Source organism: Kitasatospora sp. NPDC056446 (assembly GCF_042796115.1).
Classification (GTDB): Bacteria; Actinomycetota; Actinomycetes; order Streptomycetales; family Streptomycetaceae; genus Kitasatospora.
On sequence record NZ_JBHTRF010000050.1, the window covers coordinates 33,584 to 45,560 of the forward strand.

At 75.4% G+C, this 11,977-nt stretch carries 10 protein-coding genes; 5 read left to right on the forward strand and 5 right to left on the reverse strand.

All coding sequences use genetic code 11. The features are described from left to right. The first annotated feature begins 137 nt into the window (after positions 1-137). On the forward strand, positions 138-2,360 hold the full coding sequence (locus ACFQ6N_RS27055) for an AMP-binding protein (protein ID WP_380654157.1): 2,223 nt from the start codon (positions 138-140) through the stop codon (positions 2,358-2,360). 18 nt (positions 2,361-2,378) lie between these two features. On the opposite strand, the gene ACFQ6N_RS27060 is transcribed toward ACFQ6N_RS27055, so the two are convergent. Then, positions 2,379-3,707: a hypothetical protein gene (locus tag ACFQ6N_RS27060; protein WP_380654159.1), complete on the reverse strand. Its 1,329-nt coding sequence runs from the start codon at positions 3,705-3,707 to the stop codon at positions 2,379-2,381. A 244-nt stretch (positions 3,708-3,951) separates the two neighbouring features. On the opposite strand from ACFQ6N_RS27060, the gene ACFQ6N_RS27065 reads away from it, so the two are divergent. Together ACFQ6N_RS27065 and ACFQ6N_RS27070 are read left to right on the forward strand one after the other, a co-directional pair. Further along, positions 3,952-5,511, forward strand: a complete 1,560-nt coding sequence (locus tag ACFQ6N_RS27065; RefSeq protein WP_380654219.1) for a M4 family metallopeptidase — start codon at positions 3,952-3,954, stop codon at positions 5,509-5,511. Positions 5,512-5,586: 75 nt separating this feature from the next. Further along, positions 5,587-6,483, forward strand: coding sequence for an IS982 family transposase (locus ACFQ6N_RS27070; RefSeq protein ID WP_380654161.1), 897 nt, complete (start codon positions 5,587-5,589; stop codon positions 6,481-6,483). A 126-nt stretch (positions 6,484-6,609) separates the two neighbouring features. On the opposite strand, the gene ACFQ6N_RS27075 is transcribed toward ACFQ6N_RS27070, so the two are convergent. The 4 genes from ACFQ6N_RS27075 to ACFQ6N_RS27090 form a co-directional block, all read right to left on the reverse strand. Continuing rightward, positions 6,610-7,629, reverse strand: a complete 1,020-nt coding sequence (locus ACFQ6N_RS27075) for a hypothetical protein (protein ID WP_380654164.1) — start codon at positions 7,627-7,629, stop codon at positions 6,610-6,612. A gap of 55 nt (positions 7,630-7,684) precedes the next feature. Further along, positions 7,685-8,059 (reverse strand): hypothetical protein, encoded by a 375-nt coding sequence (locus ACFQ6N_RS27080; protein ID WP_380654166.1) that lies wholly within the window; start codon positions 8,057-8,059, stop codon positions 7,685-7,687. 10 nt (positions 8,060-8,069) lie between these two features. After that, entirely contained in the window at positions 8,070-9,005 is a 936-nt protein-coding gene (locus ACFQ6N_RS27085) for a glycerophosphodiester phosphodiesterase (protein WP_380654169.1), read from the reverse strand. A 73-nt stretch (positions 9,006-9,078) separates the two neighbouring features. Beyond that, complete coding sequence (locus tag ACFQ6N_RS27090; protein ID WP_380654172.1) at positions 9,079-10,080, reverse strand: ArsR family transcriptional regulator; 1,002 nt, start codon at positions 10,078-10,080, stop codon at positions 9,079-9,081. A gap of 74 nt (positions 10,081-10,154) precedes the next feature. On the opposite strand from ACFQ6N_RS27090, the gene ACFQ6N_RS27095 reads away from it, so the two are divergent. Together ACFQ6N_RS27095 and ACFQ6N_RS27100 are read left to right on the forward strand one after the other, a co-directional pair. Next, positions 10,155-11,108 (forward strand): oxidoreductase, encoded by a 954-nt coding sequence (locus ACFQ6N_RS27095; protein ID WP_380654174.1) that lies wholly within the window; start codon positions 10,155-10,157, stop codon positions 11,106-11,108. Between the two features lie 254 nt (positions 11,109-11,362). Beyond that, complete coding sequence (locus tag ACFQ6N_RS27100; protein WP_380654177.1) at positions 11,363-11,965, forward strand: TetR/AcrR family transcriptional regulator; 603 nt, start codon at positions 11,363-11,365, stop codon at positions 11,963-11,965. Positions 11,966-11,977 lie beyond the last annotated feature (12 nt).

Genomic DNA, 11,977 nt, shown 5'->3' on the forward strand with positions numbered 1-11,977 from the left:
GCGTGCAGAGTACAACCGTCGGCCGGGAGGCGGGCCCGCCGTCCGATCGGTGGACACGCCAGAACCCTGTTGCCCGACGGGAGTTGGGAGGAGGATCGTGTCTTCGAAGGGGCGAGGGGGACGAGGGGGAGGCGGGGATGACCGTGGACGCCGAGGGAGCCGGGCGGGCCGGGACACTGCACGGGCTGGTCGAGCGGCAGGCGCGCCGGGCACCGGCGGCGGTGGCCGTGCGCTGCGGCGGGAACGAGCTGACGTACGGCGAACTGGACGCGCGGGCGGACCTGCTGGCCGCCCGGCTGGCGCGGCACGGGCTGGCGCCGGGCGGCCGGGCGGCGGTCGCGCTGGGCCGGGGCACCGAGGTGTACGTGGCCCTGCTGGCGGTGCTGAAGGCGGGCGCCGCGTTCGTGCCGCTGGAGCCGACCGCGCCGGACGCGCTGCTGCGGCACGTGCTGGGCGACGCGGCGCCGGACCTGGTGGTGACCGAGGAGCGCCACCGGGTCCGGCTGGCGGACGCGGGCGGGGCGCGGCTGGTCTGCGTCGACGGGGCCGCGGACGCGCGGACGCCCGAACCGGGCGCGGTACCCGAACCGGGCGCGGCGCCCGAACCGTCGGAGCCGTCCGGGCCGTCCGGGCCGTTCGCGGCGCCCGAGGTCGGCCCGGAGGACCTCGCCTGCGTCTTCTACACCTCCGGCTCCACCGGCCTGCCCACCGGCGCGCTGATCGGGCACCGCAACCTGCTGGCCGCCTACGAGGGCTGGCGCGAGGTGTACCGGCTGACGGCCGGGGACCGGATCCTCCAGACCGCGAGCCCGGAGTTCGACGTCTTCACCGCCACCTGGATCCGCGCGCTGGGCACCGGCGCCACCCTGGTCGTGGCGCCGGCCGGCCTCACCGTGGACCGCACCGCCGACTTCGTCGCGCTGCCCGCCCTGGTCGCCGCCGAGCGGATCACCGTACTGGAGCTGAACGTCCGCACCGCGCGCCGGCTGACCGAGCACCTCGCCCGGACGGGCGGCGCCCTGCCCGGCGTGCGGCTGCTCACCGTCGGCGCCGACAAGTGGTACCTGGACGAGCAGTTGGGCCTGCAGCGCCTGCTCGGCGGGCACACCCGGGTGCTGAACGTCTACGGCCTGGCCGAGGCCACCGTGGACAGCACCTACTTCGACGCCCAGGGCACCGCCGCCGCCGGGGGCGCCGAGCGGGTCTCGCTGATCGGCCGCCCGTTCCCCGGCACCCGGGTGTACGTGCTGGGGCCGGACGGCAACCCGGTGCTGCCGGGCCGGCTCGGCGAGATCGCGATCGCCGGCACCGGCCTGGCCCGCGGCTACCTCGGCCGTCCGACGGACACCGCCCGCCGCTTCGTCCGGGCCGACTACGACCCGGACGGGCGGGTGCTGCTGACCGGCGACCTCGGGCTGCTCCGGGCCGACGGCGTGCTGGAGTTCACCGCCCGGGCCGCGACCGTGGTCGGGCCGCTCGGCCCGGAGCGGGCGACCACGGTGCTGGCCAGGGTCCGGGCAGCGGCGCGGGCCGAGGGCGTGCTGCGCGGGCACCCGGCGGTGCGCGAGGCCGCCGTCGTCGAGGTGGAGCCGTCGCCGGGGCAGCGCCTGCTGGTCGGCTACGCGGTGACCGCCCAGGGGTCGCCGGACGGCGCGGACGGCTGGTCGCTCTCGCAGTACCTGAGGACGGAGCTCAAGGGCCGGTCGGTGCCGGCCGCCGTCGTCCCGGTGCCGGAGCTGCCGCGCACCCGGGCCGGCAAGCTGGACCGGGCGGCGCTGCCGCTGCCGGCCCCGCCGGAGCACACCGCCCCGCGCTCGGCCAAGGCGGGCGGCCGAGCCGGTGGCAAGGGCGGGGGCAAGGCCGGGGGCGGGCGGTCCGGGGGCCCGGACGCCTGGAACAGCTGCGGGGCGTTCGGCTGCGTCGTCGTGCTGTTCGCCGGCGTGGCCTGGGCCATGACCTTCGCGCTCTTCCCCGGCTCGACCGACGTCACCGGGATCCCCGTCCCGTACAACCTGCTGTTCAAGCTGCTCTACCTGTGCGAGAACCTCGCGTTCGGCACCGGGATCGTCTACCTCACCACCGGCTTCGAGTCCCTGCTGCGGCTCGGCCGGCCGTACCGGATGTCGGTGCTGACCCATCTGGCGCTGACCTGGCTCCTGGTCAACTGGTGGCCGCAGGACAACCTCTACCGGCTCACCAGGGCGAACGACTGGCCGCGCGAGGCGGCGCTGGTGTTCTCGTTCAACATCCCGCTGATGCTCGCGGCGCTGGTGGTGATCCGCTTCGTCATCTGGCGTCCGCCGGTCGGGGCGGGCGGCGCCGGGGCAGGTCGGAGGGTCGGGACGGCCGGGAAGGGGTGACGCCCCCGGGCGGCCCCCTCATCTGAGCGCCTCGAACATGCCGGCCAGCCCGTGGTTCGCGGCGGCGACCAGCGCCTCGGCCGCGTCCAGCCCCTCGGCGTCCGGCCCCGCGAGGGCGAGGCCGACGACGGGCTCGGGCTCCTGACAGGCGGTCGGGATCAGCGGCAGCAGGGTGACGCCGAGCCGGGCGCAGCGCGGGCGCAGCCGCTCCAGGTGGTCGTGCAGGGCCGCCGGGGCGAGCCGGGCGCCGAGCGGCATCCCGTCCAGGGTGCGGACCAGGTGGCCGGGGCCGCGCACCCGGTCGAGCCGGGCGGCCAGGACGAAGGCGACGGCCGGGCCGGTGAGCCGCAGATTGATCTCGGTGGGGGCGAGCCGGCGCTGCCGGTCGGTGACGAAGTCGACGTCGTACCAGCCCCGGTAGCCCTCCTCGGCCAGCCGCTCGCCGACCGCGAGCGCGAACCGGCGGGCCGTCGCGCCGGCGCCCCCGGGCACCGTGCCGGGGCCGACGGTGACGCCCTGGTAGCGGGTGCCGGCCACGTCCATGACGCCCGCGCCGACCGGGTGGACGGTGCCGTCCGAGCCGACCACGGCGTCGTAGGTGAGGTCGCGCAGCCGGGCGGCCGGGCCCGGGTCCACGTGCTCCTCCAGCAGCAACGCGCCGTCGGGCGGCAGGACTTCGGTGCGGACCAGGCGACGCAGCAGCGCTCCGCCGCCGCCCGCGCCGAACAGGTCGGCGGGCTCGACCACGACAGTGCCGTAGCCGCCGACGCCGTACGGGCTCTTCACTACGGTGGTCAGCCCCCGGGCGGCGCGGGCGGTGAGCCGTCGGGCGGCCCGGCGGCGGCCGTCCGGGCGCTCCTGCCGGGGCAGCCGGATGCCCGGGTGCGCGGGGGCGAGGGCGGCGAACAGGTCGTGCGCGGCGGCCTTGGACTCGTAGCGGCGCACGGCGGCGAGCTCGGGCCCCTCGCCCTGGGCGGCGGTGCGGCCCCAACCCACCACCGGGCGGCCGGAGTCGGCGATCCGCGCGGCCAGCGCGGGGCGGTCGGCGAGCGCTTCGGCCATGGTCCGGTCCGGTGCCACGCCGCTGTGCACCTCGACCGGGCCCCAGTCCAGCTCCCGGGCCAGCCAGTCGGTCCACTCCGGGGCGACCTCGTGGGGCAGCACCAGCAGCGCCGGTTCGGGGCTGTAGCCGACGGCCAGGCAGGCGTAGTGGTGCGCCTGCCGCAGCCGCCGGGCGCGCTGCGGCCCGTCCGTGCCCGGGGCGAGGAACTGCGCGTTGAAGTCCGCGACGTCGCCGACGTGGACCGCCGCCCGGCCGCCCGTCCAGGCCCCCACCCATCCGTCCATGGAGCGGAAGCATAGGGCCCGGCGGGCCGGGGCGGGGCGTAGTCGGTCGTCACGACGGCGCTGTGGAGCGCTTGTTAACTTCTGATCATTTTTGAATGTCCAAGGACACGACTTGGCAAAGTTATGACCTTTCCTCTAGCTGTACCTGACTGACCGCCGTCAATCTCTGACCCAGCTCCTTTCCCTGCAGCTAACCCCCACTGGAGTCAGAGTGACCCCCACCACCTCCTCCCGCCGTGTCCGCATGGCCGGAGCGATCGCGGTCGTCGCCGCCCTCGCCGGCGCGACCGTCCCCGCCGCCACCGCCTCCGCCGCGCCCGACCCCCGCGCGGCCGCGATATCCCAGGCCCGCGCCAACGTCACCCACAACACCTCGGTGTTCGGCTTCGGCGCCGGCCAGGACCTCGTCGTCAAGGACGTCGTCCTGGACGCCGACGGCACCTCGCACGTCCGCTTCGACCGCACCTACCAGGGCCTGCCGGTGGTCGGCGGCGACCTCGTCGTCCACCAGGACGCCAAGGGCCGGCTCAAGGACACCTCCCGCGCGGCCGCCCACGACGCCGCCGTGAAGTCCACCGTCCCGAAGGTGCCCGCGCAGTCCGGCGCCGCGAACGCGCTGTCCGCCGCCCCGGACGTCCGGGACGCCGTCAGCACCCCCGAGCTGGTCGTCTGGGCCGCCGACGGCACCCCCCGGCTCGCCTGGCGCACCACCGTCGAGGGCACCGGCGAGCACGGCCAGCCGGCCGGCCGGGTCGTCGTCACCGACGCCACCACCGGACAGCAGATCGAGGCCTACGACGCCGAGCACCAGGCCTCCGGCACCGGCAACTCCGAGTACACCGGCACGGTCACCGTCGGCACCACCCCGGTCAGCGGCGGCTACACCCTGACCGACCCGGTCCGCGGCCACGTCACCAAGGACGCCCACAACCTGTCGTCGAGCTCGGTCAAGGCCACCTCGGGCACCGCCTTCACCAGCGCCACCAACGTCTTCGGCGACGGCCGCAAGTTCTCCACCGACCGCTCCACCGCGGCCGTCGACGCCCACGCCAACACCGCCTGGACGTACGACTACTACAAGAACACCTTCGGCCGGAACGGCATCAAGAACGACGGCAAGGGCGCCACCGTCTTCGTCCACGTGGGCACCAACTGGGACAACGCCCAGTGGTCCGACAGCTGCTTCTGCATGATGACCGGCGACGGCGACGGCACCACCGACCCCGAGCAGGTCGACCTCGACACCATGGGCCACGAGATGACCCACGGCGTCACCAGCGCCACCGCCAACCTGCGCTACAGCGGCGAGTCCGGCGGCCTCAACGAGTCCACCAGCGACATCTTCGGCACGATGGTCGAGTGGTACGCCAACAACGCGATCGACACCCCCGACTACCTGTTCAGCGACCAGTCCACCCCGCCGTGGCTGCGCCGCTTCGACAAGCCCTCGCTGGACGGCCGTTCGGCGGACTGCTGGAGCAGCTCGGTCGGCAAGCTCGACGTGCACAACTCCTCGGGCGTCGGCAACCACTGGTTCTACCTGGCCAGCGAGGGCAGCGGCAGCAAGACCATCAACGGCTTCACCTACAACAGCCCGACCTGCAACAGCTCCTCGGTCGCCGGCATCGGCAACCAGAAGGTCGCCAAGATCTGGTACCGCGCGCTGACCGTCTACATGACCTCCACCACCAACTACAAGGGCGCCCGCGCCGCCTCCCTCAACGCGGCCCGCGACCTGTACGGCGCCGGCAGCGCCGAGTACACCGCGGTGGCGGCGGCCTGGAGCGGCGTCAACGTCAACTAGACGAGTAGTTCCGAAGTCGGCCGGGTTTGCCGGTTCTGCTCCGGACGTGCAGGGAGGGTATCCAGCATTCGGGTTGTGACGACCGAAGAGCTGGACACCCTCCTGACGGCACTCTACGTGCAGATCGATGATCACCTGCCCCGAACACGGTGGTTGGGACGCCCGCCGCGGCTGACGGACTCCGAACTGATCTGCCTGGCCGTAGCCCAGGCCCTGCTCGGCTACCACTCCGAGGCCCGCTGGATCCGCTTCGCCCACGCCCACCTGCGCGGCATGTTCCCGGACCTGCCCCAGCGCCCGGCCTACAACAAGCGTCTGCGGGCAGCCCGGCCACTGCTCCAGCAGGCCATCCGCGACCTGGCGAGCGCGACCGACCTGTGGGCCGACCCGGTGTGGATCACGGACTCGACGCCGGTCGAGTGCGGCCGCTCCCGCGACACCGTCCGCCGCTCGCAGCTCGCGGGCTGGGCCGGCTACGGCTACAGCCGTTCCCACTCGCGCTGGTTCTGGGGCTTGAAGCTCCACCTGGTCTGCACTCCGGCCGGGCTGCCCGTCACCTGGGCCCTGGCCAACCCGAAAGTCGACGAGCGCGAGGTCCTGGCCGCGCTCGTCGAGGCCGAGCCCCATCTCGCCCGTGAGCGGCCCGGCCTGCTGATCCTCGCCGACAAGGGCTACGTCTCCGCCGAACTCGACCGCTTCCTCGATCAGTACGACATCCAGCTGCTACGGCCGTCCTATCGCAACCGAGCCCCACGTCCGGGCGAGGGCCTGCTGAAGTCCGTCCGCCAGCTGATCGAGTCCGTGAACGACACCCTCAAGGGCCAGCTCGGCCTCGAACAACACGGCGGCCGCACCATCGAAGGCGTCGGGGCCCGAGTCGGCCAGCGGCTGCTGGCGATGACCTGCGCGATCTGGCACAACCGCACCACCGGCCGGCCCGTCACCCGCTCACTGATCGCCTACGACCACTGACCGACTTCGGAACTACTCGTCTAGGCCCTGCGCCCGGTTCGCCGGTCGGGCCTGCCTGCCGGTCCGCCGCTCTGTCGGTCGGCTGGTCGGACGGTCGGACGGTCGGCGGAACGCCGGTCCGGGAACCTAGTGGTCGAACCCCACGTGGCAGTGGTCGTGGTGGGTGTCGTCGGTGAAGAACCGGTTGCCGGCACCCGGGATCGCCACCGGACCGCCCACGTTGTACGAACCGGCGGCGGCCGCGTCCCGCATGAAGGACTCGACCAGCTGCCGGGGCGTCGCCGGATCCACCACGGCCATGCCGTCGATCCGCCAGACGTCGAAGGCCCGGCCCAGCGGATGGTCGCTGGGCCGGGTCGTCCCGAAGACGTCCAGCGGGTGGCCGGTCCGCACCACGCTCACCGACAGCGCGTACGGGCCGGCCAGCCGCAGCATCGCCTCCAGCGCGCTGTCGTGGACGGTGCCGCCGCGCAGGTCGGCCGCCGCCTCGGGCGGCAGCTCGATCCTCGGCTCGGCCAGCACCCGGGCCACCGCCGGGGACGGCGAGGCGGCCGCCGGCCCCGCGACGCCCGGGTTCAGCGCGGTGACCGTCCACCGGGGCTCGGCCCGGCTCAGCCGGACGTCCACGGTCGTACCGCCTTCGGCCACCGAGCCGTCCGGGCCCCGGGTCCACTGACGGCACACCACCAGCACGCTCGCCGAGTCGGCGAGGATCCCGCCGTACTGGGCGACGACCACCTCCAGGCTCGCCTCGGCGGCCGCCGGGGCCAGCGGGCCCGCCCGGTCGGCCAGCGCGGGCGGCAAACCCAGCGCCGCCACCCGCGCCCGGGCCGCCTCCAGCCCCTGCCCGCCGGGCGGCCAGGCACCGAGCGCCGCGACCAGTTCGACGGCCCGGCGCTTGACGTCGGGCTGGATCTCGGACGCCCCGGGCTCCCAGAGCGCCGGCCGGGGAAGCGGGGTCGCCGTCGGGGTGTCGGCCGACGTCGGGCTCGTCGGAGCCGCCGGTGTGACGCCCGAACCCGCCGCCGCCACCGGCTGCTTGCCCCCGCTCGTACACCCCGCCGCGCCCAACAGCAGCACCGCCGCCCCGGCCCGCAGCACACCCCGCCGGTCCGCGCCCCACCGTCCACCGTCTCCGCCTGTCATGCCGTCAGTATGCGACCCGGGGAGCGGCGATCGGCGGAGCCCACGGACGGCGGCGTCACCGCGGTCCCGGGGGCCGCAGGGCGTAGCCGGCGTCGGTCCGCTCGATCCAGGACGGCTCGCCGAGCCTCATCCTCAGCACGGCGACCGGGTACCTCAGCTCCACCGGATTGAGCACAGTGCCCCAGACCCGCCACAGGATCGTGTCCGGGTCGTGCACGCCCTCGCCCAGCTCGATCAGCCCGCGCAGCAGCCGGGCGTCCCGGTGGGTGAGCTGTGCCTCGCGGCCGTCCACGGTCGCGGTCCGGGTGTCGAGGTCGAGGCGGAGACGGCCGTCGAAGGCGGTCAGCACGCCCTGCGGCTCCTCGACCGGGCCCTCCCGGCCGCTCGTCCCGTCGTAGCGGTGCCCGCTCCCCGCGCTCTCGCCGTCCACACCGGGCAGCCTAACCGGCGGCGCCCGGCGACGGCCGGGCCGCGTTCCAACCGGCCAGCTCCGCCGGGCGGTTGGTGATGATGCCGTCCACGCCCAGGGCGGCGAGGGCCTGCCAGCGGGCGGGCCGGTCGACCGTCCAGACGTTCACGGCGACCCCGGCGGCGTGCAGGTCCCGGACCACGCCGGGACGGCCGGCCAGCGCGTCGTCCGACGGGTGGTAGGCGGCCAGGCCCAGCTCGCGGGCGGTGGCGACCGGGTCGGCGTCGAGGGTGGAGCGGAGCAGGCCGAGCGGCAGTTCGGGGGCCAGTTCGCGGGTGAGGCGCAGGGCGTCGACCTCGAAGCTCTGGACGAGGACCCGGTCGGCCATGCCGTGGTCCCGCACCTCCGCGACGATCCGGGCGACCTCGTCGCGGGTGTGCGGCCCCTTGATCTCCAGCAGCAGCCTGCCGCCCCGGACCCGCAGGTCCTCCAGCTGGGCGGCCAGGGTGGGCAGGCGGGTGCCCGCGTACGCCGGGGCGAACCAGGAGCCGGCGTCGAGTGCGTCCAGCTGGGCGGCGGTCAGGTCGCGGATCCGGCCCTTGCCGTCGGTGGTGCGGTCCACGGTGTCGTCGTGCAGGACGTACGGGACGCCGTCCCGGCTGGGCTGGACGTCGTCCTCGATCCACTCGGCGCCCGCCCGCCGGGCGACCTCGTCGGAGACCAGGGTGTTCTCGGGGGCGGCGGAGGAGGCGCCGCGGTGGGCGTAGACGGTCGGCGGCGCGCCGGCCGGGCGCAGCCGGGCCTCCCGGGGCGCCTCCTCCGCCGCCTCGTGGCGGGCTCCGTACGGGGCCGGCTGCCGCGTGGGCGCCGCGGCGAGCGCGACGGCGCCGAGGGAGGCCCCGAGCAGGGCGGCGACGAGCGCGGTCCGGTGACGGCGGGGGTACCGGGGGTGCCGACTGGAGGTCATGCCCGCACGTTACGGCCGGAGGGCGGCCGCAGCCCAACGCCACCGGAGCGCGTCGTGGCGTCCGGAGCGCCCGTCAGCCCTCCGCCGGCTGCCCGAACGGCGCCAGCAGCGCCTCCGCGGAGGCCGTCCGCGCGTACAGCACCGACCGTCCCGCCCGGTGGGCGCTGACCAGGCGGGCGTCCCGCAGGGCCGTCAGGTACTGGGACACCGCGGACGGCGAGAGCCCGGTGCGGTGGGCGAGTTCGGTCGTGGACGCCGGGGCCGCCAGCTCCGTCAGCAGCCGGGCGCGGGACCGGCCGAGCACGGCGGCCAGGGCTTCGGTGCCGGCCGGCGGGGCGCTCGCCCACAGGGTGCCGATGCCGCGCGCCGGGTAGGCGAGCTGCAACGGGTCGGGGGGCGCGAGTCGGCTGTACAGCGCCGGGCCGGTGAAGGCGGAGGGGACCAGGAGCAGGCCCGCCCCGGCCGTGCGGTCCGGCAGCGGGCGGGTGCGGTGGCGCAGCCGCAGGGTGTCGTCCGTCCAGCGGAGGCCGGAGTGCAGGTCGTTCAGGACCCGTGCGGCGCCGTGCTCGGCGGCCTGCCGGGCGCGGTGCAGCACGTCCGCGTCCAGGACGGCGCGGATCCGCGCCCAGTACGGGGCCAGGGCCAGGTCCCAGTACGCCTCGACCGCCTCGGTGAGCCGGGCCAGCCCGCCGGCCGGGTCGCCGTCCAGGGCGCGCAGCCGGGGGCCGAGCCGGCCCCGGCCGTCCCGCAGCCGGTCGAGGTCGCGGTGGACCCGCTCGGCCGGGGTGGCCCGGATCGCGGCCAGTTCCTCCGCCAGGCCGGGGGCGGGACCGGACGGCGCCGGGTTGAGGAAGTCGGGCACGTACCCGCTGGGCGGGACGAGCTCGGCGAGCAGTGCGTACGCCGGGCCGAGCGCGGCCAGTCGCGGCCGTACCTGTTCCGTCCAGGGCTGGTGGACGGGGTGGGCGAGCCCGGAGCGCAGCAGCCGCAGGCTGGGGCCGACCTCCCACATCGGGGAAACCGCGAAGCGCATCCGGGCCAGGTCGCCCGCCGTGAACAGCAGTTCGGCCGCCACGCCCGTACCCCCGTGGATTCAGACATGATCGAATCGTTGGCGGTCAGGCTAGCGCAGCGACGATCATGACGGGCATGACCTCCGAGAGCACCCTGACGACGGCCAAGACGCCCACGACGCCCGTGAACCCCGCCACCCCCACCGCCGCCGCCTCCGGCACCTGGACCCTCGGCGACCGCCCCGTCCACCGCATCGGCTTCGGCTCGATGCGCCTGCCGCAGACCGGCCCGGCGCTCGTGCCGCACGCCGTGCCCCGCGACCGCGAACAGGCCCTGCGGGTGCTGCGCCGCGCGGTCGAGCTCGGCGTCGACCACATCGACACCGCCGCCTTCTACTTCTCCCCGCTGCGCTCCGCGAACGAGCTGATCAACCGGGCGCTCGCGCCGTACTCCGACGACCTGGTGATCGCCACCAAGGTCGGCCCGGGCCGAGGCGCCGACGGCCACTGGGTGGAGCACGCCCGCACCCCGGAGCGCCTGCGCGCCCAGGTCGAGCAGAACCTGCGCCAGCTCGGCCGCGACCACCTCGACCTGGTCAACCTGCGCGTCCTCGGCACCGACCCGGTCGCCGAACGCTTCGGCGCACTGGCCGAGTTGCGGCAGGCCGGGCTGATCCGCCACCTCGGGCTGTCCAACATCCACCCGCACCAGCTCGCCGAGGCGCAGGCCATCGCGCCCGTGGTGTGCGTGCAGAACCCGTACGGCATCGGCGCCTCGGCCGAGCAGGACGAGCTGCTGCGGCTGTGCGGCGAGCAGGGCATCGCCTTCGTCCCCTTCTACGCCATCGCCGGCGAGGGGCGGCAGGACGGCGCCGGCGCGGCCGAGCACACCCGGGTCCAGGAGGTGGCCGGGGCACGCGGGGTGAGCACCGCCCAGGTGCGGCTGGCCTGGACGCTGCACCGCGGCCCGCACGTCCTGGCCATCCCGGGCACCGGCGACGTGGCCCACCTGGAGGACAACATCGCGGCCGGGGCGCTCCGGCTGTCGACGGAGGAGCTGGCGCTGCTCGACGAGGCCCACACCGGCTGATCCGGAACCGGCCCGGGCCCCGGGTGACCCGGGTTGACCCGGGTGCCCCGGCCGGGCGTCGTCCTCCGTGCCACTGCTCAACGACCTGGGCCACCTGCCCGAGGAGCTGCGCCGGACCGGATTCCCGCCGGGGCTGCGCTGTTGAGGCCTGCCCGGACTCCTGCCTCCCGGCCCCTCCACCCCCGGCCTCCCGCCTGCTCCTGCGCCTCCGCCTCCCGTCGACAGGAATATGCAGACCGGTCTACTATCGCCGCATGGGAGTCAAGGGTGAGGAGACCCGGGCCCGGCTGATCGCCGGCACCAGGGAACTGATCGAGGCGCAGGGCTACTTCGGGACCGGCCTGAACCGGATCGTGGCCGGCACCGGCACGCCGCGCGGCTCGCTCTACTTCCACTTCCCCGGCGGCAAGGACCAGCTGGTCGCGGCCGCCCTCACGGAGGCCGGCCAGGAGGTCGAGGCACTGCTCGCCGCACTGGCCACCGAGGGCGCCGACACCGCCGCCCTCGCCGAGCGGCTCATCGAGGCCTTCGCCGAGCGCCTGGCGCGGTCCGACTACACCAGCGGCTGCCCGATCGCGACCGTCGCCCTGGAGACGGCGGGCACCAACGAGGCCCTGCGGGCCGTCTGCGCCGAGGTGTACGCGGGCTGGCAGCGGGTCCTGACCGGCCGACTGGAGGCCGAGGGCTTCGGCCCGGACGAGGCCGAGACCGCCGCCGGCCAGGCCCTCGCCCTGCTGGAGGGCGCGGTCCTACTCTCCTCCGTCCGGCGCAGCCGCGAACCGCTGGACCACGCCCGGCACGCCGTCCGGCACCTGCTCGGCCGCGCGCAGGCGACGAGCGCGCAGACGAACAGCTAGGCGAGCAGCCAA

Excerpts from the sequence above, each read along its gene's own strand:
- ACFQ6N_RS27055 (WP_380654157.1), top strand. The coding sequence starts at position 138 with ATGACCGTGGACGCCGAGGGAGCCGGGCGGGCCGGGACACTGCACGGG.
- ACFQ6N_RS27060 (WP_380654159.1), bottom strand. The coding sequence starts at position 3,707 with ATGGACGGATGGGTGGGGGCCTGGACGGGCGGCCGGGCGGCGGTCCAC.
- ACFQ6N_RS27065 (WP_380654219.1), top strand. The coding sequence starts at position 3,952 with ATGGCCGGAGCGATCGCGGTCGTCGCCGCCCTCGCCGGCGCGACCGTC.
- ACFQ6N_RS27075 (WP_380654164.1), bottom strand. The coding sequence starts at position 7,629 with ATGACAGGCGGAGACGGTGGACGGTGGGGCGCGGACCGGCGGGGTGTG.
- ACFQ6N_RS27085 (WP_380654169.1), bottom strand. The coding sequence starts at position 9,005 with ATGACCTCCAGTCGGCACCCCCGGTACCCCCGCCGTCACCGGACCGCG.
- ACFQ6N_RS27095 (WP_380654174.1), top strand. The coding sequence starts at position 10,155 with ATGACCTCCGAGAGCACCCTGACGACGGCCAAGACGCCCACGACGCCC.
- ACFQ6N_RS27100 (WP_380654177.1), top strand. The coding sequence starts at position 11,363 with ATGGGAGTCAAGGGTGAGGAGACCCGGGCCCGGCTGATCGCCGGCACC.